At 64.5% G+C, this 24,998-nt stretch carries 25 protein-coding genes; 11 read left to right on the top strand and 14 right to left on the bottom strand.

Going from position 1 to position 24,998, the window contains the following annotated elements; genetic code table 11:
- Window positions 1-104: 104 nt before the first annotated feature.
- Window positions 105-596 carry an NUDIX hydrolase gene (locus ACSQ3E_RS27685; protein ID WP_310321625.1) on the bottom strand — a complete coding sequence of 164 codons (492 nt, stop codon included), beginning with the start codon at window positions 594-596 and terminating at the stop codon, window positions 105-107.
- A gap of 199 nt (window positions 597-795) precedes the next feature.
- Between ACSQ3E_RS27685 and ACSQ3E_RS27680 the strand changes: the two genes are divergently transcribed.
- The 3 genes from ACSQ3E_RS27680 to ACSQ3E_RS27670 are packed head-to-tail and all read left to right on the top strand — an operon-like array spanning window position 796 to window position 5,150.
- On the top strand, window positions 796-1,821 hold the full coding sequence (locus ACSQ3E_RS27680) for an ABC transporter substrate-binding protein (protein WP_436125125.1): 1,026 nt from the start codon (window positions 796-798) through the stop codon (window positions 1,819-1,821).
- Window positions 1,822-1,824: 3 nt separating this feature from the next.
- Complete coding sequence (locus tag ACSQ3E_RS27675; RefSeq protein WP_436125124.1) at window positions 1,825-4,080, top strand: ABC transporter permease; 2,256 nt, start codon at window positions 1,825-1,827, stop codon at window positions 4,078-4,080.
- Window positions 4,080-5,150 (top strand): ABC transporter ATP-binding protein, encoded by a 1,071-nt coding sequence (locus ACSQ3E_RS27670; protein ID WP_436125123.1) that lies wholly within the window; start codon window positions 4,080-4,082, stop codon window positions 5,148-5,150. Before ACSQ3E_RS27675 ends, ACSQ3E_RS27670 begins: the two co-directional genes overlap by 1 nt.
- Before the next feature lie 142 nt (window positions 5,151-5,292).
- On the opposite strand, the gene ACSQ3E_RS27665 is transcribed toward ACSQ3E_RS27670, so the two are convergent.
- The 7 genes from ACSQ3E_RS27665 to ACSQ3E_RS27635 form a co-directional block, all read right to left on the bottom strand.
- Window positions 5,293-5,730: a YqaA family protein gene (locus ACSQ3E_RS27665; RefSeq protein WP_436125122.1), complete on the bottom strand. Its 438-nt coding sequence runs from the start codon at window positions 5,728-5,730 to the stop codon at window positions 5,293-5,295.
- An 18-nt stretch (window positions 5,731-5,748) separates the two neighbouring features.
- Window positions 5,749-6,147, bottom strand: coding sequence for a Cu(I)-responsive transcriptional regulator (cueR, locus tag ACSQ3E_RS27660; protein WP_018429797.1), 399 nt, complete (start codon window positions 6,145-6,147; stop codon window positions 5,749-5,751).
- A gap of 165 nt (window positions 6,148-6,312) precedes the next feature.
- Window positions 6,313-7,869, bottom strand: a complete 1,557-nt coding sequence (locus ACSQ3E_RS27655) for a multicopper oxidase family protein (RefSeq protein WP_436125121.1) — start codon at window positions 7,867-7,869, stop codon at window positions 6,313-6,315.
- Window positions 7,870-7,939: 70 nt separating this feature from the next.
- The gene (locus tag ACSQ3E_RS27650) at window positions 7,940-8,374 is read right to left on the bottom strand and encodes a hypothetical protein (RefSeq protein ID WP_436125120.1); all 435 of its coding nucleotides are present in this window, start codon (window positions 8,372-8,374) and stop codon (window positions 7,940-7,942) included.
- A 40-nt stretch (window positions 8,375-8,414) separates the two neighbouring features.
- On the bottom strand, window positions 8,415-9,428 hold the full coding sequence (locus ACSQ3E_RS27645) for a 2Fe-2S iron-sulfur cluster-binding protein (protein ID WP_436125119.1): 1,014 nt from the start codon (window positions 9,426-9,428) through the stop codon (window positions 8,415-8,417).
- Between the two features lie 2 nt (window positions 9,429-9,430).
- Complete coding sequence (locus tag ACSQ3E_RS27640; protein WP_310321644.1) at window positions 9,431-9,694, bottom strand: glutaredoxin family protein; 264 nt, start codon at window positions 9,692-9,694, stop codon at window positions 9,431-9,433.
- Between the two features lie 114 nt (window positions 9,695-9,808).
- Window positions 9,809-12,337: a heavy metal translocating P-type ATPase gene (locus tag ACSQ3E_RS27635; RefSeq protein WP_436125118.1), complete on the bottom strand. Its 2,529-nt coding sequence runs from the start codon at window positions 12,335-12,337 to the stop codon at window positions 9,809-9,811.
- Between the two features lie 269 nt (window positions 12,338-12,606).
- Here ACSQ3E_RS27635 and ACSQ3E_RS27630 point away from each other — a divergent pair, with 269 nt between their 5' ends.
- From ACSQ3E_RS27630 to ACSQ3E_RS27600, 7 genes are all read left to right on the top strand, one after another.
- Window positions 12,607-12,804, top strand: a complete 198-nt coding sequence (locus ACSQ3E_RS27630) for a heavy-metal-associated domain-containing protein (protein ID WP_310321649.1) — start codon at window positions 12,607-12,609, stop codon at window positions 12,802-12,804.
- Window positions 12,805-13,045: 241 nt separating this feature from the next.
- Window positions 13,046-13,891, top strand: a complete 846-nt coding sequence (locus ACSQ3E_RS27625; protein ID WP_310321651.1) for a cytochrome c oxidase subunit II — start codon at window positions 13,046-13,048, stop codon at window positions 13,889-13,891.
- Window positions 13,892-13,961: 70 nt separating this feature from the next.
- Window positions 13,962-15,734: a cytochrome c oxidase subunit I gene (gene ctaD, locus ACSQ3E_RS27620; protein ID WP_310321653.1), complete on the top strand. Its 1,773-nt coding sequence runs from the start codon at window positions 13,962-13,964 to the stop codon at window positions 15,732-15,734.
- Window positions 15,731-16,435, top strand: a complete 705-nt coding sequence (locus tag ACSQ3E_RS27615) for a cytochrome c oxidase subunit 3 (protein WP_436125117.1) — start codon at window positions 15,731-15,733, stop codon at window positions 16,433-16,435. The genes ctaD and ACSQ3E_RS27615 overlap by 4 nt, the downstream gene beginning before the upstream one ends.
- Window positions 16,436-16,447: 12 nt before the next feature.
- Complete coding sequence (locus ACSQ3E_RS27610; RefSeq protein WP_436125116.1) at window positions 16,448-17,170, top strand: heme-copper oxidase subunit III family protein; 723 nt, start codon at window positions 16,448-16,450, stop codon at window positions 17,168-17,170.
- 9 nt (window positions 17,171-17,179) lie between these two features.
- Complete coding sequence (locus tag ACSQ3E_RS27605; RefSeq protein WP_436125115.1) at window positions 17,180-17,560, top strand: cytochrome C oxidase subunit IV family protein; 381 nt, start codon at window positions 17,180-17,182, stop codon at window positions 17,558-17,560.
- Between the two features lie 124 nt (window positions 17,561-17,684).
- On the top strand, window positions 17,685-18,155 hold the full coding sequence (locus ACSQ3E_RS27600; RefSeq protein WP_436125114.1) for an aminoacyl-tRNA deacylase: 471 nt from the start codon (window positions 17,685-17,687) through the stop codon (window positions 18,153-18,155).
- Between the two features lie 84 nt (window positions 18,156-18,239).
- Here ACSQ3E_RS27600 and ACSQ3E_RS27595 read toward each other — a convergent pair whose 3' ends face one another.
- Window positions 18,240-18,611, bottom strand: coding sequence for a hypothetical protein (locus ACSQ3E_RS27595; protein WP_436125113.1), 372 nt, complete (start codon window positions 18,609-18,611; stop codon window positions 18,240-18,242).
- A 72-nt stretch (window positions 18,612-18,683) separates the two neighbouring features.
- On the opposite strand from ACSQ3E_RS27595, the gene ACSQ3E_RS27590 reads away from it, so the two are divergent.
- Window positions 18,684-19,079, top strand: coding sequence for a c-type cytochrome (locus tag ACSQ3E_RS27590; protein ID WP_436125112.1), 396 nt, complete (start codon window positions 18,684-18,686; stop codon window positions 19,077-19,079).
- Window positions 19,080-19,425: 346 nt separating this feature from the next.
- On the opposite strand, the gene ACSQ3E_RS27585 is transcribed toward ACSQ3E_RS27590, so the two are convergent.
- From ACSQ3E_RS27585 to ACSQ3E_RS27565, 5 genes are all read right to left on the bottom strand, one after another.
- The gene (locus ACSQ3E_RS27585; RefSeq protein WP_310321665.1) at window positions 19,426-20,031 is read right to left on the bottom strand and encodes a histidine phosphatase family protein; all 606 of its coding nucleotides are present in this window, start codon (window positions 20,029-20,031) and stop codon (window positions 19,426-19,428) included.
- Window positions 20,031-21,125 carry an ABC transporter ATP-binding protein gene (locus ACSQ3E_RS27580; RefSeq protein ID WP_436125111.1) on the bottom strand — a complete coding sequence of 365 codons (1,095 nt, stop codon included), beginning with the start codon at window positions 21,123-21,125 and terminating at the stop codon, window positions 20,031-20,033. The genes ACSQ3E_RS27585 and ACSQ3E_RS27580 overlap by 1 nt, the downstream gene beginning before the upstream one ends.
- Window positions 21,122-22,867, bottom strand: coding sequence for an ABC transporter permease (locus ACSQ3E_RS27575; protein ID WP_436125110.1), 1,746 nt, complete (start codon window positions 22,865-22,867; stop codon window positions 21,122-21,124). Before ACSQ3E_RS27575 ends, ACSQ3E_RS27580 begins: the two co-directional genes overlap by 4 nt.
- Window positions 22,868-22,981: 114 nt before the next feature.
- Window positions 22,982-24,103, bottom strand: coding sequence for an ABC transporter substrate-binding protein (locus tag ACSQ3E_RS27570; RefSeq protein WP_436125109.1), 1,122 nt, complete (start codon window positions 24,101-24,103; stop codon window positions 22,982-22,984).
- Between the two features lie 19 nt (window positions 24,104-24,122).
- A complete protein-coding gene (locus tag ACSQ3E_RS27565) occupies window positions 24,123-24,962 on the bottom strand; it encodes a MurR/RpiR family transcriptional regulator (RefSeq protein ID WP_436125108.1) in 840 nt (279 codons plus the stop codon).
- Between the last annotated feature and the right edge of the window lie 36 nt (window positions 24,963-24,998).

The raw sequence follows: 24,998 nt of genomic DNA, 5'->3' as shown, positions 1-24,998 counted from the left end.
CGCTTCGCAAGCGTTGCACAAATGTGCAACGCACTGTCCCTGATACAATCGGATTGTCGCGCCTGCAATCCTGCAGCTGCAATCTTGCAGCGTTCGGCCGTGGCCTAGGATGCCGCCTCGGCCAGGGCCTCGACAGGCGGCATGAGGTCGGCAGCCGACAGGCTGCGCATTAGGGTGGCAAGCTCGGGCTCGTCGATCAGCACCGCCGCATCGGCGGGCGAGAGCCAGGCACGCTGGCGTGCGCCGGCTTCCTGCCAGGCCTCGAGCTCTTCGCTGACCTCGACGAGATAGGCCGTGACCACGACGTGGACGAAGCTTGTCGACAGCCGCTTCCAGTAACAATAGCTGCCGGCCGGCTTTTTCAGCGCTTTGCCGCGCACGCCAGCCTCTTCGCGGGCCTCGATCAGCGCCGCCTGTCGGCCGCTCTTGCCCTTCATCGGCCAGCCCTTGGGCACGATGAAACGGCGTGTGCCGCGCGAGGTGACAAGCATGACCTCGAGTTCGCCCCGGTCATTCAGACGGAACGGAATGGCGGCAACCTGGGCGATGATCTCGCCGTTGCTCGCCTTGCGGATGGTCTTCTTGTCCTTTGGCATTTTCGCCCGGTCGTTTCCTTTGCCTGCGCTGAAGCTCTGTCGGCTTCGATTTGTATCACCTCGGCCCGCTTGGGTTCATGACGCTTAAGATAGTGCAATGAACACGATTGCAAAATGCGTAAAAAGCACTCACTCTGCAAGAGACCAAAACGACATCAGATCGTTAGACGGCGAATAATTATGTGGAGGGAAGCGAAATATGAAAACTGCCTTTACGCGTTCGGCCGCGCTGGCCGCATTGATGATGGCCGGCGGCGCGTCGGCGCAAGCTGAAAGCCTGACGCTCTATTGCAGCGCTGACGAAGCGTGGTGCCAGCAGATCAAGACTGGCTTCGAGGAAAAGACCGGCATCACCGTCGACATGACTCGCAAGAGCTCGGGCGAGACCTATGCCCAGGTGCGCGCCGAAGCGAGCAACCCGAAGGGCGACGTCTGGTGGGGCGGCACCGGTGACCCGCATCTGCAGGCAGCCGAGGAAAACCTGACCGAGGAATATGTCTCGCCGATGCGCGGCGAGTTGCACGACTGGGCGATCAAGCAGGCCGAGGCCGCCGGCAACAAGACGATCGGCGTCTATTCGGGCGCGCTCGGATTTGGCTACAACAAGGATCTGCTCGCCAAGAACGGCTTACCCGAGCCCAAGTGCTGGGCCGACCTGACCAAGCCGGAGTTCAAGGGCCAGATCCAGATCGCCAACCCGAACTCGTCGGGTACCGCCTACACGACGCTGGCGACGATGGTGCAGCTGATGGGCGAGGACAAGGGCTTCGAGTACATGAAGGCCCTGCACAAGAACGTCAACCAGTACACCAAGTCGGGCTCGGCGCCGATCAAGGCAGCAGGGCTTGGCGAAACCACCGTCGGCATCGTGTTCATGCATGATGCCGTGGCGCAGACGGCGGCGGGCTTCCCGATCGTGACTGTCGCGCCGTGCGAAGGCACCGGCTATGAGATCGGCTCGATGTCGTTGATCAAGGGCGCGCGCAACGCCGAGGCGGCCAAGAAGTTCTACGACTGGGCGCTGTCGGCCGAGATGCAGGGCAAGGCCAAGGACGTGAAGTCGTTCCAGCTGCCGTCAAACAAGGCGGCGGCCGTGTCGGAACTGACGCCAGACCTGTCGACGATCAAGCTGATCGACTACGACTTCAAGAAGTACGGTTCGAGCGAGGAGCGCAAGCGGCTGCTTGGCAAATGGGACACGGAGGTCTCCTCGCTGCCGCAGTAAAACATGCGCTCCCGCGAATTGAGCGGCGGCCTGCACCCGACCGTCATCCTGTGGATGGCGGTCGGATTGCTCGGCTTTGCCGTGCTCCCCTGGTATGGCGTCGAAGACGGGTTCTTCGGCATGTCCTGGCTGTTTGAGGGCTATCCGCTCGACAGCGAGTTTGCACCTGCCCTGATCCTCAACCTCAAGGGTGAGAAATTGTGGCTCGCGCCGCTCGGCCTGCTTTTGGCCGCGCCGCTGCTGTTGTGGAGGCGGAAGAAATCCGATCCGCTGTTCGGCAAGCTGCTGGTGGCGGTCGGTGCTGCGGGCTTCGCCTGGCTGCTGTTCCAGGGCTTTGCCATTGGCCTGCGCGGCTGGCAGTTCGGCTGGCTGCAAGGTCTGTTCGGCGAGCTCGGCGACCGCCAGTTCGGCATGGGCTATGGCGCGCTGCTGGTCGGCCTCGCTTTCCTGTTCCTGTTCTCGATCGGCCTTGCTGCGCGCGGCGCTGTCGGCGGCGATGTTTTCGTGGTCTCGACAATTGCCTTCGTGGTGGCGGCGGTCGGCCTGTTCATCTTCATGCCGATCCTGCAGATGCTGGCCAATGCGCTGGTGACCGAGGACGGCAGCTATTCGCTCACGACCTTCCTCGGCAAGCTGTTCAGCCCCCGGCTGTGGAGCCTCGAATGCCTCGCCGGCGGCAGCCGCTGCGGCGTCGCCTGGAACTCGCTGTTCCTCGCCGTTCTCGTCGGCGTGCTGACGACCGTGCTCGGCCTCGTCTTTGCGCTGATGGTCACGCGCACTGGCTTTCGCCATGGCAAGCTACTCAGGGCGCTGACGGTGTTGCCGATCATCACCCCGCCCTTCGTCATCGGCCTCGCTATCATCCTTTTGTTCGGCCTGTCGGGTGCTGTGACGCAGACCTTCGCGGAACTGTTCGGCATCCAGCCGACGCGTTGGATCTATGGCCTGCCGGGCCTGCTGATCGCCCAGCTGCTCGCCTTCACGCCGATCGCCTTCCTGGTGCTGATCGGCGTCGTCGAGGGCGTCAGCCCATCGATGGAGGAGGCGGCGCAGACGCTGCGCGCCAATCGCTGGCAGACGTTCTGGACGGTGTCACTGCCGTTGATGCGGCCGGGCCTCGCCAATGCCTTCCTGCTTGGCTTCATCGAGAGCATGGCCGACTTCGGCAACCCGCTGGTTTTGGGCGGCAATTTCGACGTGCTGTCGACGGAAATCTTCTTCGCCATCGTCGGTGCACAGAACGACGAGGCGCAGGCAGCGGTGCTGGCCATCGTGCTGCTCGCCTTCACGCTGCTTGCCTTCTATGCCCAGCGTTTCTGGCTCGGCAAGAAGTCCTACACGACGATGTCGGGCAAGGGCGACGCCGGCATGCATCCGCAGCTGCCCACGGGCCTCAAGCGCGCCGTCTACGCCACCGCCGGTTTCTGGGTGGCCTTCACCATCTTCATCTATGCGACCATCTTTTACGGCAGCTTCGTCAAGCTCTGGGGTGTCGACCACAGCCTCACCCTGGCCCACTATGTGAAGGCTTTCGCGGTGGGCTGGAACGAGTTCGGCATCCACTGGAAGGGCTCGGCCTGGAGTTCGTTCTGGACGACGTTGCAGATCGCGCTGATCTCCTCGCCGCTGACGGCGGCCATCGGCCTGCTCACCGCTTACCTGCTGGTCAGGCAGAACTTTGCCGGCAAAAACGCCTTCGAGTTCGGCACCATGCTGTCCTTTGCCATTCCGGGCACTGTGATCGGCGTGAGTTATGTGATCGCCTTCAATGTGCCGCCGATCGAGCTGACCGGTACCGGCATCATCCTCGTTTTGTCCTTCATCTTCCGCAACATGCCGGTGGGTGTGCGGGCAGGGGTGGCGTCGATGTCGCAGATCGACAAGAGCCTCGACGAGTCGTCGCTGACGCTCGGCGCGAACTCCTGGCAGACCTTCCGCAAGGTGGTGTTGCCGTTGCTGAGGCCAGCAATCGTCGCCGCACTCGTCTATTCCTTCGTGCGCGCCATGACGGCGATCAGCGCCATCGTCTTCCTGGTCAGCGCCCGCTACGACATGTCGACCAGCTACATCGTCGGCCGCGTCGAGAACAACGAATACGGCATCGCGATCGCCTATTCGGCGGTGTTGATCGGCGTCATGCTGGCGGTGGTCGGGCTAATGCAGCTGCTTGTCGGCCGGCGCAACATCGGCCGGCGCGGGCATGAGCTGTCGCAGTCGCGCACCAATGTGAGCCAGCCGGCATTTTCGGGAGGGAGCTGATGATCAAGAGCAACGCCGCTTCGGTGGAGTTCCGCGCGGTCACCAAGGTCTATGGCAAGAGCCCGGTGCCGGCGGTCAACAACGTGTCGCTATTCGTCGAGGCGGGTAAGCTAGTGACGCTGCTCGGCCCGTCGGGCTGCGGCAAGACGACGACGCTGCGCATGATCGCCGGGCTGGAGATGGCGACGCGTGGACAGATCCTGATCGGCGGCGCCGACGTCACGCACCTGCCGGCGACCGACCGCGACGTGTCGATGGTGTTCCAGTCCTATGCGCTGTTCCCGCACATGACGGTTAACGAGAACGTCGAGTACGGGCTCAAGTTCTCCGGCTTCGCCAAGAAGGAGATTGGCGAGCGCGCCCGTGCAGGGCTCGAGCTGGTCGGTCTCTCCGGCTATGGCAGCCGCCTGCCGAGCGAACTGTCGGGCGGCCAGCAGCAGCGCGTCGCGGTGGCGCGCGCGCTGGTGCTGGAGCCGCAGGTGCTGCTGTTCGACGAGCCGCTATCCAATCTCGACGCCAAGCTCCGGCGCCGAGTGCGCGAGGAGATCCGCGACATCCAGACCAAGCTCGGGCTGACGGTGGTCTATGTCACCCACGATCAGGAGGAGGCGCTGGCCGTCTCCGACCGCATCATCGTGATGAACAACGCGGTCATCGCCCAGGACGGCACGCCGCGCGAACTTTACGACGCGCCGGCGGATGCCTTCGTCGCCGACTTCATCGGCGAGGCCAACATCTTCGATTGCGAGATCGCCTCGGTCGAGGGCGGACTGGCAAGCGTGCGGCTGGGCGGCCTGGAGACGAAGCTCGACGCACGCGGCATGACGCCGGGGGCGGCAAAACTCGCCGTGCGGCCAAGCCGCATCGAGATCAAGCCGGCCGGCACTCCGCGCACGATCCCGGGGCGGCTGGACAAGGTGACCTATGTCGGCTCCGACCTTGAGTTCATGGTCGGCACCGAGTTCGGCGAGGTCTTTGCCGTGTCGCCTGATGTCGATGCACCGTTCGTGCCGGGGCAGGACGTTGGCATTGGCTTCGCCGCGCGCGGGCCGGTGTTGATCAGGGCGTGATCGGGACGCTCCAGCTGCCCCTCATCCCCTGCCGGACCTTCTCCCCGACGGGGAGAAGGAGGCTGGCCGCAACGCTGACGCCTCCCTCGCCCCGTCCTTCACGGGGAGAGGGTAAGGGTGAGGGGCAATTTGAATTGTCCTTTCAGATAAAACTCTGCGCTGCCGCCGCCACCGCGAGATAGCGCACAAGCTTGGCGATGCTCACCAATCCGAGGAAGCTCCACAGCGGCTCCTTCAGTGTGCCGGCGATGAGCGTCAGCGGGTCGCCGATAACAGGCACCCAGGAGAGCAGCAGCGACCAGCGGCCGTAGCGGCGGTACCAGGTCTCGGCGCGGGCCAGCGCTGCGGGGCCAACCGGGAACCAGCAGCGGTCCTTGAAGCGTTCGACCTGGCGGCCGAGCAGCCAGTTGACGAGCGAACCGAGTACGTTGCCGAGGGTAGCCACCGCAATCAGCAAGGCAAGTGAATAGCCGCCATTGAGGATCAATCCGGCAAGCAGGGCCTCGGACTGTGCGGGCAGCAGCGTCGCGGCCGCGAAGGCCGCGACGAAGAGGCCGCCATAGGCGGCGAGGCTGGTCATGGGAACGCGGTGCGCCGGCTACTGGGTTTGCAGGCGACCGGACAGGCCGTCGATGATCGGGCAGTCGGGGCGGTTGTCGCCGTGGCAGTTGTGCACGAGGTGGCGCAGGGTGTTGCGCAACTCGGTCAGCTCGGCGAGCTTGCGGTCGATCTCGGTAAGCTTGGTCTCGGCGAGGGCTTTCACATCAGCACTCTCGCGCTCCTTGTCGCCGTAGAGCGACAGAAGCTGGCGACATTCCTCGACCGAGAAGCCGAGGCTGCGCGAGCGCTGCAGGAAGCGCAGGCGGTGCACATCCGACATCGAATAGTCGCGATAGCCATTGTCGGCCCGGTCGGGGCGTAAAAGCCCGATGTCCTCGTAATAGCGGATGGTCTTGGCTGGTAGGCCCGACTTTTCCGAAGCGGTACCAATGTTCATCTGTCACTCCTTGCGCATCTCGGAGCGGCCTTGTGCGTCGATCAGCATGCACGGCGCTCGAGAGCGAGTTGTTGTCATATAAAGCTTCCAGTAACTGGAAGTTCAAGGGGCTGGCGAAATCGTGATGCAGGTCGGCACTGGAAGCGCCGGCCTGCTGTTCTCAAATCAATCGTCGTAGGCCATCGACGTCATCATGCCGCCGGCCATGTGGTAGAGATGGTGGCAGTGCAGCGCCCATTTGCCGGCGTTGTCGGCGTCGAAGGCGATGGTCACCATGCCCATGTTGGCTGGGACCAGCACCGTGTCGCGCACCGCCCCGGCAAAACGCTTGCCGTTGACCGCGACCACCTGGAAGTGGTGGCCGTGCAGGTGCATCGGGTGTGACATGGTGGTGTGGTTCATGAAAGTGAGTTCGAAACGGTCGCCGCCCGTCACCGCCAGCGGCTTGTCCTGGCCATGCATGGCGCCATCGAGCGTCCAGACATAGTTGGCCCCTTCGCCCAGCATCATGGTGTGCTCGCGGCTGGCTGCCTTCTCCGCCAACGGCCTGGCTGCACGCAGCCGCTGTTCGAGGTCGACGCCGACGGCGGGGAAGTCCTCGTCGGCCATATCAGCGAGCTTGCCGACCGGTGCGCCCTTGGCAGCGAGCACCACGCCCGTACGCATGCGGCCGCCTTCCTGAACGGCAAAGACCGGCCAGGCCGAAGCCTCCTTCGGAAGTTCGAGCAGGATGTCGAGGCGCTGGGCCACGGCAAACTCGAAGCGCGTGCCCTGAACCGGCTCGACCGGCATGCCGTCGACAGCGATCAGCGTGCCCTGGAGCTTGCCGAGGTCGAGCCACATGTTGGTCGAGGCAGCACCGTTGATGAGACGCAGGCGGACACGGCCGCCCGGCTCGACGGCGAAGATTTCAGGGTCGTCGAGGGTGCGGTCATTGGCAAGCAGCGCGTCGTACTGCACGTCCTGCAGATGAGACATGCCGCTCATTTGGCCAGCCATCTGGCCGCCGCCCATCTGCATGCCGCCCATCGCGCCATGGTCCATGGTGTCGTGGCTCGACTGTCCGCTGGGCATCGCCGCCATGCCGGGCATGTTGTGGCCCTCGTGGCCGCCGGCTGCCGGCGCGGGTGCCGGGGCAGGCGCCGCCATGGCGCTCATGTCGTGGCCGCCGGCCTTGAGCTCGGCGAGGATCTCCTTCGGGTCGCGGAAAGTGAAGTCGTGGAACAGCACCACCACCTCCTGCACGTCCTGGCCGGCTTCGGCGGGGTCGCGCACGATCAGCGGGGCAGCGAGCATCAGCTGCTCCTGCAGGCCGAAATGCGAATGCATCCAGAAAGTGCCGGGACGGGCGACGGGGAAGTCGTAGTCGTGGCTGCCGCCGTCGGGGATCGGGTCCTGCGAGATGCCGGCGACGCCATCCTGCTGCCATGGCGGGGTGAGGCCGTGCCAATGGATGACAGTCGGTTCGCCGATAAGGTTCTTCAGCCTGACACGGAAGTTCTCGCCGGCATTCATGACGAGGCCGGAGCTACCGTCAGCCTGATGAAGACCGAAGACGTTGGCGGCCTTGCCCTTGACCTCGATGACGCGCTTGCCTGCGGTGATGACCTTGTGGCCTTCGGCGCGGGCCGGGCGCGCCGGCAGGAGAAGGGATGGGACCGCGGCAGCCGAAAGCGTTGCCGCCGATGCCGCGAGGAAACCGCGGCGCGAAAGTGTGTTCATTTCATTGTCTCCAAAACTGATTGTCTCCCGGCGCGGAACGGCCGGGGCATACGCGTCGAAGCGCGTCAGTTCAGGAGAAGGACGGCGGCCGGAGATGCGGCGAGGCGATGGCGCCGTGGAGCGGTTCGGTCTTCGCGGGAGCCGGCGAGATGGCCGCCAGATCGGGGAAGGCTGTCGGCAGAGGCAGCGGTGCGCAATAGCTGCACGAGGCGAGGCATTGCGCCAGGCAAGCCTTCTCGTCCTGCGAGAGGTCGCCGCAGCAGGCAATGTCGGCCTTGGCGTGATGCGACACGGTCTGGACGGCATGCGGCTGGTGCTGGCCGCCGGCCTGATGGGCGGAAGCCGCCTGGCCGAGCGCGAGGAAAAACAGCAGCACGAGCGGCAGCATCAGCCGCAAGGCCCTCAGCATCCGCGCTCTGCCATCGTCCACCACGGCAACACGCGCACGGGCCTGCCTGCGCCTGGTGGCGCGGAGAGCCTGGGTCGTGTCTGCGATGTGACGCATCGAATGCATGTCCTATCAATGGGTACTCGACCTGTTGTGGTCAAGCGGCGTTGTTGTCGCTGCCCTCGGGCGTGAAGAAGATGTCGGCATGGATGTCATCAGTCGGCACGCCAAGCTCGCCGAGAATGGCCATGCAGGCGTCGACCATCGCCGGTGGCCCGGCGACATAGGCCTTGGCACCGGCGAGGTCGCGGTGATCCTCTGCCAAGGCGTCGGAAACGAAGCCACTGCGCCAGCCAGCTGATACGGTCTGCGACAGCACCAGCACTAAGGTCAGATTGGGAAATCGCCGCTCCAGCGCGCGGAAATGCTCGACGAGATAAAGGTCGTGCTCGGCGCGGGCACCAAAATAGACATGGATCGGCTGGCCCATGCCTGAAAGCAGAGCCGTCTCGACGATCGACTTGATCGGCGCGAGGCCGCTGCCCCCGGCAAGGGCGACAATCGGGCCGGCGTGAGCCTCGCGCAGATAGGCCGAGCCTGATGGGCCTTCGATCCTGACCTTGTCGCCCGTCGCAAGCGACGCATGGATCCGGCCGCTGGTCAGGCCACCGGGCACGGCCCTGATGTGAAGCTCGACGAGCTCTTCATTGGGCCGGCTGGCCATCGAATAGCTGCGCGCCGGCGCGCCCGGCACGGTCAGCGACAGATACTGGCCGGCGGCGAAGCGGAAAGCCGCGCGGTCGGCAAGCGCGAGGTGGATCGCAAGGATGTCGTGGGTCATGCGGTTGATCGAGACGACCTGCGCATCTTGTGCAACAGGCGGTTCGGCATCGAAGCTCTCGTCGAGCCATTCGACGACGACGTCTTCGCTAGGCACTGCACGGCAGGCGAGGATGAAGCCGTCAGCGCGTTCCTGTTCGGAGAGTGCAAAGGGCGAGTGCTTGCCGAGCTCGACGTGTCCGGAAATCAGGCGCGACTTGCAGGCGCCACAGCGGCCGGAGCGACAGCTGTGCGGGTAGGCGATGCCGGCGTCGAGTGCTGCCTGCAGAATCGTCTTGCTCTCGCCGACCGCAATGCGGCGGCCCGGCTGGGGAAGGGTCAGGTAGGTCATGGTCAGGCCGCCCGTGTCAGGTCGAGCAACGCCTCGATCTCGGCGCGCTGGGTCGGGAAGGTGCCGAAGAAGACGTGCTTGCCGTCGATGATGGTGATGGGGGCGACGCGCACGCCGGTGCGCCGCTTGGCTTCGTCGGCGATTGCGGGATCGCGCAGGTCGCGCTCGACGAAGGGCAGGTTCTGCGCGTTGAGCCAGCGCTTCAGGGCCAGGCAATCGGGGCAGGTGGGCGTGGTGTAGATCTCGATCCAGGGAGCGTTCGGCATGGTGGCCTCGCGTAAGACGGATGGGGAAGGGGAGGAGCGGCCTGCCTCGTTGCTCGAGCGTGCTGTCCGGAAGGTTCCGGTGTCACGCTCTGCGAAGCAGGCCGCAGGGTTTGGCTATTCGGCCGGGACCAGCGAAGGGGCGCCCGATGCGGCTATCGCGCGGGCCGGGGCCTTGAAGCGCTTCAGCCGCATCGCATTACCGAGCACGAAGACGCTCGACATTGCCATCGCGCCCGCCGCCAACATCGGCGACAGAAGCGTGCCGCTGACCGGGTAGAGCACGCCAGCCGCGACCGGGATCAGGGCGGCGTTGTAGGCGAAGGCCCAGAACAGGTTCTGCCTGATATTGGCAATCGTCGCCTTGGACAGCGCGATCGCGTTGGTGACACCGAGCAGGTCGCCGGACATCAGCACCACGTCAGCACTTTCGATGGCGACGTCAGTACCGGTGCCGATGGCGATGCCGACCTCGGCCTCGGCAAGCGCCGGCGCATCATTGATGCCGTCGCCGACGAAGGCCACAGCGCGGCCACCGGCACGCAGACGCTTGATGGCGTCGACCTTGCCGTCGGGCAGCACTTCGGCGACGACCTCGTCGATGCCGAGCTGGGCGGCGATGGCCTCGGCCGTGCGGCGGTTGTCGCCGGTGATCATCGCCACCTTCAGGCCCATGTCGTGCAGGGCGCGGATCGCCTGCGGCGTTGTCGGCTTGATCGGGTCGGAGACTGCGATGACTGCTGCCAGCTTGCCGTCGATCGCCGCATAGAGCGGGGTCTTGGCCTTCAGGCCCATGCGGATCGCAGTCTCGGCGAAGTCCTGCACCGAAATGCCGAGCTTGGCCATGTAGCGGTCGGCGCCGACGGCGACGTCGTGCATGCCGACGCTGGCGCTGACGCCGAAGCCGGGCACTGCCTCGAACGAGCCAACCTCGGCGAGAGCGAGACCTTCATCCTTGGCAGCGGCAACGATGGCTGCGGCAACCGGATGCTCGGACTGGGCCTCCACGGCTGCCACCAGCGCCAGCACCTTGGCGCGGTTAAAACCCTTGGCGACTTCCAGGTCGGTCATGACAGGCTTGCCGGCGGTCAGCGTGCCGGTCTTGTCGAGCGCGACGACCTGCGTCGACTTCAGCGACTGAAGCGCTTCGCCGTTGCGGAACAGGACGCCGAGTTCGGCGGCGCGGCCGGTGCCGACCATGATCGAGGTCGGCGTGGCCAGGCCCATGGCACAGGGGCAGGCGATGATCAGCACGGCAACGGCGTTGACCAGCGCGAAGGTGGCAGCCGGCTCAGGGCCGAAGACCAGCCAGACGACGAAGGTCAGCAGGGCGGCGACCATCACGGCAGGCACGAACCATGACGTGACCTTGTCGACCATTGCCTGGATCGGCAGCTTCGACCCTTGCGCGGTTTCGACCATGCGGATGATCTGGGCCAGCAGCGTGTCGGCACCAACCTTGGTGGCGCGATAGGTGAAGCTGCCGGTCTTGTTGATCGTGCCGCCGACGACTTCCGCACCTTCGCCCTTGCTGACGGGGATGGGTTCGCCCGAGATCATGGATTCGTCGACGAAGGATGAGCCTGATAGCACGATGCCGTCGACCGGAACCTTGTCGCCGGGACGCACCTGCACGACGTCGCCAGAGACGACCTCATCGAGCGGAACGTCGACGAAGCTGCCGTTGCGCTCGACGCGCGCCGACTTGGCCTGCAGGCCCATCAGCCGCTTGATCGCTTCCGAGGTGCGGCCCTTGGCCTTGGCCTCGAGTACGCGGCCGAGCAGGATCAGCGTGACGATGACGGCCGACGCCTCGTAATAGACATTGGCGGTGCCGGCCGGCAGCACGCCGGGCGCGAAGGTGGCCACGACCGAGTAAGCCCAGGCAGCGGTGGAGCCGAGCACGACCAGCGAGTTCATGTCGGGCGCGAGCCGCAGCAACGCTGGCACGCCCTTCTTGTAGAAGCGCAGGCCGGGGCCGAACTGAACGATGGTCGCCAGCACGAAGAAGGCGATGTAGAGCGTCGGCTGGGCGATGTTCATCATCAGCCAGTGGTGCAGCGCCGGGATGGCGTGCGAGCCCATTTCCAGCACGAAGATCGGCAGGGTGAGTGTGGCGGCGATGGCGAAGTCGCGCTTCAGGTGGGAGAACTCGCGGTTGCGCGCGTCCTCGCGGCTGTCGCCACCAGTGACCGTCGCCGTCGCGTCGGTCCGGCGTGGCTCGTAGCCGGCCTTGCGGATGGCGGCGTCGATGGCCGAGCGGGCGGTTCCGCCCAGCGTCTCGATCGTGGCGCGTTCGGTGGCAAGATTGACCGAAGCCGTCTTCACGCCGGGCACTGCCGCGATGGCCTTTTCGACACGGCGCACGCAGGAGGCGCAGGTCATGCCCTCGATCTCGACTTCGATCTTTTCGACGGGAACGTCGTAGCCAGCGTTGCGAATGGCGGCGATGACGCCGTCGGAATCGATCTCGCCGCCGAAGGTCACGTCGGCGCTCTCGGTGGCGAGGTTGACGGCGGCAGAGCTTACGCCAGGCACCTTCGCTATGGCGACCTCGACGCGGCGTACGCAGGAGGCACAGGTCATGCCCTCGATCGGGAAGCTTTGCCTGATGGTGCCAGCTGGCGGGTTGAATGGAGCATTCATGGTCATGGACCTCTATGTCATCAATTTCGAACAGAGGTCTAAGGCTTCCAGTGTTGGGAAGGTCAACAGCCTCAGAGCAAGTTTTTCAGAAATGACGTAACCATATGAAAATATTGGTATTTGTCTCTTCATTATAGCCCGATTGGCTTTGCCCGGCTCGAAAAGAGCGTGGTAACAAATCCGTGATCGAAAAACCGGTTGACCTTCCTGTAGCTGGAAACACCAGATTGCGGAAACGGCGCGATGCCGACCCAACCAAGGATCTTGAAATGCTGAAGATGAATGTTCCCGACATGACCTGCGGCCATTGCGCCGGCATGGTCACCAAGGCGGTGCAGAGCGTCGACGCCGGTGCACGCATCGACATCGACCTGAAGGCGCAGACCGTCTCGATCGAGACCGCGGCGGACGCCGCCAAGGTTGCCCAGGCGCTCGACGCCGCCGGTTATCCGGCCCAGGCTGTCTGAAGCCTGCCTTCCGGAAAGGGCGGCGCGACCGGGGGCGGTCCGCCGCCCCACTACGTTTGACTTTACGCTCAACAGCATAAAGCCGGCTGCGCAAGAGTTTCCGCAGCCACAAGTGGCCGCGCGAACATGACGCAACCTGCAGCCGCCCTCATCCCCTAGTATTTCCGCGCCAAATCAAGCTATGATGCGGCAGGCCTTCCTGCTGGGACAGCGTCCCCCGGAATGCCGGGGAGGACAGAGGATGGCCATAGCGCTCGTACTCGTTCTTGTTGTCATAGGCTCGGTGCTGTTCCATGTGCTGAGCCCTTGGTGGTGGACGCCGATAGCCTCCAACTGGGGCTACATCGACAGCACTCTCGTTGCGACTTTCTGGATCACTGGCGCCGTCTTCTCGGCGGTCGTTCTGTTCATGGCCTATTGCGTCTACCGCTTCCGCCACAAGGAAGGGCAGAAGGCCCACTATGAGCCCGAAAGCAAGAAGCTCGAATCCTGGCTGACCGCCATCACCGCCATCGGCGTGGCGGCGATGCTCGCGCCCGGTCTCTATGTCTGGGGCCAGTTCGTCACCGTGCCCAAGGATGCCACCGAGGTCGAGGTCGTCGCACAGCAATGGCAGTGGAGCTTCCGCCTGCCTGGCGCCGACGGCAAGCTCGGCACCTCCAACGCACGGCTGGTCAGCTCCGACAATCCGCTCGGCATCAATCCCGACGATCCGAACGGCCAGGACGATGTCGTGGTCGAGGCCGCCGACCTGCATTTGCCGATCGACAAGCCGGTCAAGATGCTGCTGCGCTCGATCGACGTGCTGCATGATTTCTACGTGCCCGAGTTCCGCGCCAAGATGGACATGGTGCCGGGCATGGTCACCTATTTTTGGTTCACCCCGACACGGACGGGAACCTTCGAAGTGCTGTGCGCCGAACTGTGCGGCACGGGACACGGCTTCATGCGTGGCGTCGTCATGGTCGACACCGCGCAGGACTACACGACATGGCTGCAGCAGCAATCGACATTCGCCCAGCTGAGCGGGCCCGCCAAGGTTGGCGTGCTGGTCGACAAGGGCAAGGCCACGGCCAGCATGGAATAGGAGACACGGCGCGACCGCTCGAAAGCGGCCTCACCGCGAAAGCAGAGGCAAAGAGCAACAGGGTGCACGCATGGTCGATGTCACGCCTCACGGAGCAGACCTCATCCCGCCGGCGGAAGTGGGCGAGATGGATCTTTACCATCCGCACAGCTGGTGGACGAAGTACGTCTTCTCGCAGGACGCCAAGGTCATCGCCATCCAGTATTCGGGCACCGCATTGGCAATCGGGCTCGTCGCGCTGGTGCTGTCCTGGCTGATGCGGCTGCAGCTCGGTTTTCCCGGCACCTTCGATTTCATCACGCCCGAGGCCTACTACCAGTTCATGACCATGCACGGCATGATCATGGTCATCTACCTGCTCACGGCCTTGTTCCTCGGCGGTTTCGGCAACTATCTGATCCCGCTGATGGTTGGCGCCAGGGACATGGTGTTTCCCTACGTCAACATGCTGAGCTACTGGATCTATCTGCTCGCCGTGCTGGTGCTGGTGGCAAGCTTCTTCGCGCCGGGCGGGCCGACGGGCGCCGGTTGGACGCTCTACCCGCCGCAGGCGATACTTTCGGGCACGCCGGGCGGCACGGGACCGGGCATCATCCTGATGCTGGTGTCGCTGATCCTGTTCATCATCGGCTTCACCATGGGCGGCCTCAACTATGTCGTGACGGTGCTGCAGGCACGCACCCGCGGCATGACGCTGATGCGGCTGCCGCTGACGGTGTGGGGCATTTTCACGGCGACCGTCATGGCACTGTTGGCCTTCCCGGCGCTGTTCGTCGCCTGCGTGATGATGCTGTTCGACCGCGCCATAGGCTCGAGCTTCTTCATGCCGGCGATCGTCGAGATGGGCGAGCAGTCGCCGCACAATGGCGGCAGCCCGATCATGTTCCAGCACCTGTTCTGGTTCTTCGGCCACCCCGAGGTCTACATCGTGGCGCTGCCGGCCTTTGGTATCGTCTCCGACCTGATCAGCACGCATGCCCGCAAGAACATCTTTGGCTACCGCATGATGGTGTGGGCCATCGTCGGCATTGGCGCGCTCAGCTTCGTGGTCTGGGCACACCACATGTACGTCTCGGGCATGCACCCCTATTTCGGCTTCTTCTTCGCCACCACGACGCTGATCATCGCGGTGCCGACGGCGATCAAGGTCTACAACTGGGTGCTGACCCTGTGGCGCGGCGACATCCACCTGACCATTCCGATGCTGTTTGCGCTCGCCTTCATCGTCACCTTCGTCAATGGCGGGCTGACCGGGCTGTTCCTCGGCAACGTCGTCGTCGACGTGCCATTGTCGGACACGATGTTCGTTGTCGCCCACTTCCACATGGTGATGGGCGTGGCGCCGATCCTCGTCGTCTTCGGCGCGATCTATCACTGGTACCCCAAGATCACCGGCCGGATGCTCAACGAGTTCATGGGCCGGTTCCATTTCTGGGTCACCTTCATCGGCGCCTATCTGATCTTCTTCCCGATGCATTATGTCGGACTGGTCGGCGTTCCCCGGCGTTATCCCGAGCTCGGCGACACCGCCTTCATCCCGCCGTCGGTGCACACGCTGAACGAGTTCATCACGGTTGCGGCGCTCACGGTCGGCTTCGCCCAGCTGGTGTTCCTGTTCAACCTGTTCTGGAGCATCCGCCACGGCAAGGATGCGGGCGACAATCCGTGGCGGGCGACGACGCTGGAATGGCAGACCGCCGGCACGCCGCCGCCGCATGGCAATTTCGGCAAGGAGCTGCCGGTCGTCTATCGCTGGGCCTATGACTACAGCGTGCCCGGCGCGCCGGAAGATTTCATCGCCCAGAACGATCCTCGCCCGACGACGCAAGGCGGGCCGGCATGAGCGCCATCCTGATCTTCCTTGGCCTGCTCACCGCCATCGCCGGCTGGTGGCTCGCGCGCCAGCGGCTGATGTCGAAGCCATGGCTGGAAGCAGGGTCGGTCAACGCCTTCCCCGAGACTGAAGCATCGCTGCTGCATCCGGCGAAGATCGGGCTTGGGGTGTTCCTCGCGGTGGTGGGCACGCTCTTCGCGCTGCTGATCAGCGCCTATTTCATGCGCATGGCCTATGCCGACTGGCAGGCGGCACCGATGCCCTGGCTGCTGTGGCTCAACACCGGCATGCTGGTGTTGGCGAGTGCCGCGCTGCAATGCGCTGTCGTTGCCGCGCACAAGGGCCAGGTCGACAATCTGCGGCTCGCTTTACTGGCCGGGGCGCTGGCGTCAGTGGCGTTCCTTGGCGGCCAGCTGTTGGCCTGGCGCGATCTCGCCGCCGGGGGCTACTACGCCGCCGACAATCCGGCGGTCAGCTTCTTTTACCTGATCACGGCGATGCATGGCCTGCACATCATCGGCGGGCTTTTCGTGCTCGGCCGGGCCAATGTCAGGGCGTGGCGCGGCGAGCGGCTTTCGCGGCTCGTGCTGACGACCGAGCTGTGCGCGATGTACTGGCACGTGCTGCTCGTCGTCTGGCTGGTGCTGTTTGCCGTGCTGATGGGCTGGGCCGCCGACTTCATCGACATCTGCCGCAGATTGCTGAGCTAGGAGGACACGCCTATGGCCGAGACCTCGCTGGGACATGCCGACCACACCGCGCCGCGGCCGCCGGGCCTGCGCGGCTTCGTTGCCGACTGGTCGTCGGACCAGCGCGCTTTCAAGGGCGTGTCCTGGGGGAAGGCCATGATGTGGATCTTCCTGCTCAGCGACACCTTCATCTTCGGCTGTTTCCTTTTGTCCTACATGACTGCGCGCATGTCGACGGTCGTGCCGTGGCCGAACCCGAGCGAGGTCTTTGCCCTGCACCTGTTCGGACAGGACATCCCGCTGATCCTGATCGCGATCATGACCTTCGTGCTGATCTCGTCTTCCGGCACGATGGCGATGGCGGTCAATTTCGGCTACCGCCAGGACCGCAAGAAGACGGCGATCCTGATGCTTTTGACCGCCGCCCTCGGCGCGACCTTCGTCGGCATGCAGGCATTCGAGTGGACCAAGCTGATCAGCGAGGGCGTGCGGCCGTGGGAGAACCCGTGGGGTGCCGCGCAGTTTGGCTCGACCTTCTTCATGATCACCGGCTTCCACGGTACGCACGTGACGATTGGCGTGATCTTCCTTCTGATCGTCGCGCGCAAGGTGTGGCGCGGCGACTACGAGACGGGCGCGCGGGGGTTCTTCACCAGCAGGCGTGGCCAGTATGAGAGCGTCGAGATCATGGGGCTCTACTGGCACTTCGTCGATCTGGTGTGGGTGTTCATCTTCGCATTCTTCTATCTTTGGTGAGGTGAAGCGATGGCACAGGCAGAGGCGCAGGATCACGGCCTGCATGGACACGCGGCACCCGTCCAGGCGGGCGCGCACGAGCAGGGTCAGCAGCACCCGATCAAGCTTTATCTCGTGGTCTGGGGCTGGCTGTTCATCCTCAGCGCCTGTTCTTATGCCGTCGACTATTTCGCCCTCCAGGGCCTGCTCCGGTGGAGCCTGATCCTGATCTTCATGATGCTGAAGGCGGGGCTGATCGTTGCCGTGTTCATGCACATGGCCTGGGAGCGGCTGGCGCTTGCCTATGCGATCATCGTGCCGCCTCTGGTGATCCTGGTCTTCGTCGCGATCATGGTGATTGAATCCCGCTACACCGAAATCACCCGGGTGCTGTCGTTCGGCGCAGGATAGAGGCTGCCGGTTTGCCGGCTCCGGCCGGCGGCATGCGTTCTTCGTTGACAGGAAAAATGATGGGAGGAGAATGAGGTTTCTCGTTCTCCGACGCGTCACCACCTCCAACAGAAGGGCGCCCACGATGACGATCGCAAGGAAACTTCAAGACTACCTGACCGGCAGGGGTATCCAGTTCGATACCGTTGCCCATCACCGGACGTCGACCAGCAGTCAGACAGCGCAGGCAGCGCACATACCTGGCCGCAGGCTCGCCAAATCGGTGCTGCTCCACCATGAAATGGGCTATGCTCTGGCGGTTGTTCCAAGTAGCCACCGGGTTGAGCTCAGCACGCTGCAGGACGTCATCGACAAGCGGCTCGGGCTCGCCTCAGAAGACGAGGTCAGCCAATTGTTCAACGACTGCGACATCGGTGCCGTGCCGCCGGTAGGCGCCGCCTATGACGTTCCGGTCATCCTCGACGAAAGCTTCGGCGCGGAAGGCGACGTCTATTTCGAAGGCGGCGACCACAGGACGCTGGTGCATGTCACGGGCGATGACTTCCGCAACCTGCTGCAAGGCGCGCGGGTCGCACGCTTCAGCCACCCTGCGTGAATCGAGCTGAAGCCACTAACGCCTCCCTTCGACTGGGCGGGCGATGTTCTTTCATCGAGGGGTGAGCCGACGGCCGGAAGTGGTTCAGGCTGTGCGTTTGCGCGACTTCTTGACCGGTACTGGTGCGGGCGCCGGTTCGATCAGCTTGCGATAGAGATGCGAGGTCGAATGGCCGAGCACCGGCAGCACGATCGCCAGGCCGACGAGCAACGGTATCGATCCCAGGACGAGGCCGGCGGCGACGATCAGGCCCCAGAGAGCAGCATCGGCTCCGGGTTTGCCGATCGCCCGCGCCGACGTCGCGATCGAGCAGCAGCAGGCGACAACCTTGGTGCTCAATGCAACAAGGGCGAACAGCAGGCCGACGAGGTTGCCGACGACGATCGGTGTCCAGCCGCGCGGGGCTTGTCGCCCCTGCTGCGTACTGGCTCCAGAAGCTGCAACGGAATGGCGCATGGCGCGTTAGCGAAGGCAACGCTAGTATCGCCAGCGTCGGCGCTTAGCGCCGGCCTGACCAGGGAGACAGCCATGAGACTGACGGCATGGGGCGTCCAAGCCCTTCTTGCAGCTTCGGTTCTAGCCACCAATCCGGTTCATGCGGCGGGCGATGCGGCCGCCGGCAAGAAAGTCTTCACCAAATGCATGGCCTGCCACGATCTGGCGGTCGACAAGAACAAGATCGGCCCGTCGTTGCACGGTGTCATCGGCCGTACGGCGGGCACGCTGCCGAGCTTTGAAGCCAAGTATTCCGACGCGATGAAGCAGGCCGGCGCCGGCGGGCTCGTCTGGGACGAGACCAACATCGCCGCCTATATGAAGGCGCCGAAAGAGAAGGTGCCGGGCAACAAGATGGCGTTCCCAGGTCTCAAGGAAGACACCGACATTGCCAATGTGATTGCATATATCGAAGAGATGTCGAAGTAGCCGCCAATCGGCAGGCCGGATGCTCGCAGGCAGGTCGTGCTGCGAGCAGTTTCCGCAAGATATGCACATTTATTGTGCGGCGTGCTCCAAACGGGGGATGCCGCCGGCAGCTAGATGGTGTTTATGACTGGGCTGGCGCCCCGGGGTGCCCGGCAAACGCGTTTGCATTGTCCGGGCGAAATTGTAAGTGGTGGCGCTGCGATTGTAGACCCGGTCTGTATTGCAGATTTGTGTTTTAAATATCTAGCTATTGGTGCCTCTTAGAGGGGAAACTGCGGCATTCCGGGGGGCTCGGAAGCCGCGCCATTTCCTTTGGCACGGCCTCTTTCATGACACATGTCAGCGCCTAGTCGGGTGCGTCGAAGTCGGGAGTGACGGCGGCGATGTTGTAGGCCTCGAGCCGCGCCGTCGGCGCGTCGGCGGCATCGAAGCTCAGGATCGTCGCCGTTCCCGGAGTCACCGGTACGACCCGCGACGGCGGCAGTCCCAGGAAGGCATGGCAGGCGGCGCGGATGACGCCGCCATGGACGATGGCGAGCGTGTCGCCGCTGCACGTTCTCAGGCAGTCGCGCAGGCCCTCGACGATGCGGGCGCAGAATTCCGCCCACGGCTCGCCCCTGTCCGGCGTGAACGTGCCGGCGCGCCAGGCGAGATATTCGTGCGGCCGCTCGGCCTCGAGCTCGTGCTTGATGCGGCCGGTCCAGTTGCCCATGTCGATCTCGCGTAGGCGCGGGTCGAGTGGCGCGTCGCCGTAGCCGAGCAGGCTTGCCGTCTGGCGCGTGCGGCCAAGGTCGGAGACTACGACGCGGTCGGGCGCCATCGCCTTGGCGAAGGACGCAAAGCTCTGGACCTGCTTGATGCCCCGCAGCGATAGCGGCGCGTTGTCGTGGCCCTGGAGCCTGTGCTCGGCATTCCAGGTGGTCTCGCCATGCCGCACCATTACCAATCTCATCAGTCGATCCTTTCACCAGTCATTGCAAAAACCGCGCTCGGCTCGCCCAGGAAACTGAGGCGGATCTGGTCGCCGATCGCAGCGCTGAAATAGCCGTCGGCCATGGCGGTCAGCCGCTGGCCGTTGGCAAATGCCGTCACCATGGTGCGCCCGGCGATGGGAGCAGCTTCCTCGAAGCGCGCGGTGATCGCGGGCTGGCCGGGGATTTCGCCGACCTTGAGGTCATGGGCGCGATAGAGCAGCTGGACGCCGTCATGTGCCTTGGCGCGCCGCGCATCGGCCAGCCGCAGGCCGTCATAGACGAGCCCGCCGTCCTGTTTCGTCACCGAGACCAGATTGGCCGGCGGCGTGCCGAGGAAGGTGGCGACGAAGGTGGTGCGGGGGTTTTCCAAAAGCTCGAGCGGCGCGCCGAACTGGTCGACCTTGCCGTTGTTGAGCACCGCGACATGGCTTGCCATTGTCATCGCCTCGACCTGGTCGTGGGTGACATAGACCGAGGTAGCACCCGTGGCGCGGTGGATGCGCATCAGCTCGCTGCGCATCTCGATGCGCAGCTTGGCGTCGAGATTGGACAAAGGCTCGTCGAACAAAAGGATGCTGGGCTTGGGGCCGATGGTGCGGGCAATCGCCACGCGCTGCTGCTGGCCGCCAGAGATCTCCGCCGGGTAGCGTTCCTTCAGCGCCGAGATGCCGAGCAGGCCGAGCACCTCGTCGACACGTGCGGCGCGGTCGGCCTTGCTCCATTTTGCCACCTTGAGCGGCCATTCGATGTTGCCGGCGACCGTCATGTGCGGCCACAGCGCGTAGCTCTGGAAGACGAGGCCGGCGTCGCGGGCGCCGGCATCGGCGACGAGGCCGCGCGTGCCGTCGGAGACGGTGCGGCCCATGAAGGCCATTTCGCCTTCGCTCGGTGTTTCCAAGCCGGCGAGCATCCGGAGTAGCGTGGACTTGCCGCAGCCGGACGGCCCGACAAGCACCAGGAACGCGCCCTGCGGCACCGAGATGTCGACGTGATCGACGGCGGTGAAGCTGCCGAAACGCTTGCTGACGTTGCGGATCGCGATCGCGGCCGGATTGCCGTTTGCGGGGGTCATGCGGATTTCCACTTCTGGACGCGGTTCTGCAGGCGGTGCGCCAGGAGCGTGGCGACGACGCAGAGGACGAGGATCACCATGGTGATGGCGTTGGCGAATTGCATGAAGCCTTCGGCGGCATAGCGGTAGGCGAGCATGCTGAGCACGGGCGAGGTCGAGGTGAAGAGAAGCACCACCAGCGACAGGTCGCGGACGATCTTGACGAAGACCAGCAGCGCCCCGGCGAGCAGGCCGCGGATGGCGAGCGGCATGATGACCGCGCCCATGCGGCGGAAGAAGCCGGCGCCGGTAAGCCGCGCGCTTTCCTCAATGTCGGCCGAGATTTGGCCAAGCACCGAGCGGCCCGATTGCACGGCATAAGGCAGCAGATGCGCGGAGGCCGCCAGCACCAGCAAAAGGAAGGTGCCGTAGAGCGACGGCAGCGGTCCGATGGGTGCGCCGAACAGTGCGATGTAGGCGGCGGCGAAGGCGATCGAGGGGATCAGGATGGGCGTGAACGAGACCTGACCAAGGACGGTGGCGAGCACGCTGCCCTTGTTGCGGGCGATGGTGTGGGCAAGCGCCAGGCCGAGCGCCATTGTGGTGATCGCTACCGTGACAGCCAGCTTCAGCGTCATCCATAGCGCTTCGATCAGCACCGGGTTGCGGAAGATGCCGGCCTGGCCCTGGGCCATGTCGGTGCCGCCTTCGCCGATCCAGAAATGCGTCGTCCAGTTGGAGAACAGCGAGCCGTTCTGCAGGGCGAAGCTGGAGGCGGTGAGGATCAGCGCCGGCAGGAAGGTGGTGAGCAGGCAGAGCATGACCGCAACCGCAAACAGCGGCCAGCGCCACTTGCCGAGCGGAAAACGCTTGGTGCGGCCGCCCTTGCCGGTGACGGTGACGAAGTTCTTGCGGCCAGCAACAAGGCGCTCGCCGAGCCAGAGGAAGGAGGCGGAGACGACGATCAAGAGCAGCGCGATGACGAAGCCGCGCTCGGTTTGGCCGGTCTCGATCATGCCGAACAGGCGCGTCGACAGCGTCTGCATCCTGACCGGCAGGCCAAGCAGGGCAGGGGCGGCGAAGTTGGAGACGGCACCGGCGAAGGTCAGCGATGCGGCGGCGATCAGTGCTGGGGTGACGACCGGCAGGATGATGCCGAAGAAGATGCGCGAGCGCTTGGCGCCGGCGACCTGGGCTGCCTCGACGAGATCGGCGCCGATGGAGCTCAAGGCGGCCGAGATGACGGTGAAGGCCAGCGAATAATAGTGGGCGATGAGCACGATCAATGTCGGCAGCAGGCCCCAGGCGAGCCAGTCAGGCACGATATAGCCGTTCGCTTCGAAGAAGCCGACAGAACCGCCGAGGCGGCTGTTGCGGAACAAAGCGCCCCAGGCGAGGGCTGCGGCAAAGCTCGGGATCATGAAGGGCAAGGTGGCGAGCAGGCCGAGTGTTCTTGGCGCTGGCACGTCGGTCAGCACGACCAGCCAGGCGAGGAAACCGCCCATCAAAAGGCAGCCCATGGCAACGCCGATGCCGAGCAGCACGGTGTTCAAGAGCGGACGCCACCACAGGTTTTCGGACATTTTCGAGGCCAGCACCGCCTGCCAGGCGTCAAGGCCTTCGGTGGTCAGCGTCGATAGCACGATCTTGACCAGCGGCGCGATGACCAGGATGCCGACGACAAGGATCAGGATGATGGGAACGAGTGTTTCGGAGCGCAAAAAGCCTCTCCGGGACAACACGGATGTTGTTACGGCTGACATGACATTCTTTCCAGAAATTGCAGTGCTCGGGCCGCGGCGACGCGGGGCGCGGCAGACAGCTGGGCACGGAGAGAACGGACCGGTGCCTCCCCCAAGGCACCGGCCCGGCCGCAGTCATTGCAGCGTCAGCACCAGGTCGGCGATACGCTTGCGGGCAGCGGCTGTCTTCACCGGATCGATGCGCCAGGCCTTGAGCTCCTTGAGCGGCACGGAGTCGGCGTTGTCCTTGATCGACGGCCGCACGGCATAGTCGCCGGCGACGTTGAACGGCTCGAAGGCCGGTCCGCCGGTGGCTGAGTCGTCGCCCATCATGAAGTCGATCAAAAGGCGCGCGGCGGCCGGGCTCGGCGCCTTGTCGACCAGCGCAAGCACCGCCGGGAACAGGATGCCGTTGGACGGCTCGACGTCGTTGGCGACCTGCAGCGCCCAACCTTCCTTCTCGTTGTCGCGGCGGTCGGAGTAGGTGGCGAAGCCGACAGGCGGGTTCTTGGCGGTCTTGTCGCCGATGGCCTTGTTGATGACATCGGAATTGGGCACCAGCACGAGGTCGTTGCCGAACAGGTCGCGGACGAACTGCTCGCCGGCACCCTGCAGGTCGCTGTCGACAGTGATAGGCTTGCCGAACTGCGCCTCGTAGGCCTTGGCCATCTCGTCCGGGCGGAGCGAGAATTCGACCAGCAGGTCGAGCAGCTCGCCGCGCTGCAGCGGGTCGACCATCAGCACGCGGCCCTTCCATTCCGGCGTCGTCAGCTGCCACAGGTTCTTGATCGGCGCGCCGTTGGGGTTGGCGACTTCGTTGTACATCAGCACCTTGGTCGACAGGCGTTGGGTCAGCAGCGGCGCCTTGTGCTCGTCGGCGAGTTCGCCAGCGACGCGCGGCGGGATGTAGGGCACGACGCGGTTGGTCTTGACCAGGTCCTCATAGACCACCGGCGTGTCGGCGATGTAGAGCACGTCGACGGCGTTGACGCCCGCGGTCTGCTCGGCGACGACGCGAGCGATCTGCTTGACCGAGCTCATGTCGACGCCGACGAGGTCGATGCCCGGATAGGCGTCCTCGAACGCCTTCTCCACCTTCGCGATGCGGCTCGACAGCGAGAAGACGGTGACCTTGCCTTCTTTCTGTGCCAGCGGCAGGAGTTCCTTGACGCTCATGGCGTCGAGTTCGGCGGCACTTGCCGTCAAAGGCAGTATGGCGACTGCTGCAAACAGCGCCCATTTCATCGACTTGAGCATCTTTCCCTCCCAGGTTTTCTCAATCGAATTCGTCGAACAGGCCGGACAGGCGCTCCAGCGCGCCCATGACGCGGGTCTGGTGCCGGCCGGCGATGGTCAGAAGAATGGCGTTGACGATGGCGAACGGCACCGTCGGCGTCTGGAACTCGCTGCCTGAGCGGCCGCGCGGTGCAGCCAGCACAAGGTCGGCGGCGGGCTGCATCATGGTGCCGGCGAGGTCGGTGACGAGCACCGCCTTGGCGCCCTGCGCGTGGCAATGCTCGACCAGCGGCGCGTAGCTCGCCGGCTGCTTGCGGAAGGCGAGCGCCAGCACGAGGTCGCCCTCCTGCATGCCGACGACGCGCTCGGCGATGTCGCGGCCGCGGCCTTCGAGCACGATGGTGGTCATGCCGAAGCGATCGAGCCGGCGGCGCAGGAACTGGGTGATCGACTGGGCGTGGCCCTGGCCGAACAGGAAGATACGCTTCGCATCGACGATCATGTCGGCGGCGCGGTTGATGCTTTCCTGTGAAACGGCGAGGCGCAGATGTTCAAGCGCTGCGATCTCGCTGCCGATCAGGTCGAGCAGGAAGTCGCCATGCTCGACCTTGGCGACGGAGCGGCGCATGCGCTCGGCGGCGTCCTGGCTTTCGACCAGCTCGCGCTGCAACTGCGAGCGCAGTTCGGGATAGCCCTTGAAGCCCAGCTTCTGGGCGAGGCGGGTCGTAGCAGCCTCATGCACGCTGGCGCGTTCGGCAAGCCGGGCGCTCGACAGAAAGGCTGCCTCGGCAGCGTTTTCGAGTAGGGCTGAGACGAGTCGCTGGTCGGCCTCGGTGAGGCGGGTCGAATGGCTTTTGATGCGATCCAGCAACGTCATCATCTTGCATCCATATTGCACTCGACTCTTAGGATGCAA

This window comes from Aminobacter sp. LjRoot7, from assembly GCF_964252895.1.
GTDB classification, from domain to species: Bacteria; Pseudomonadota; Alphaproteobacteria; order Rhizobiales; family Rhizobiaceae; genus Aminobacter; species Aminobacter aminovorans_B.
Note: the sequence above shows the minus strand (reverse complement) of the source record. Positions and strands in the feature narration are given on the sequence as shown.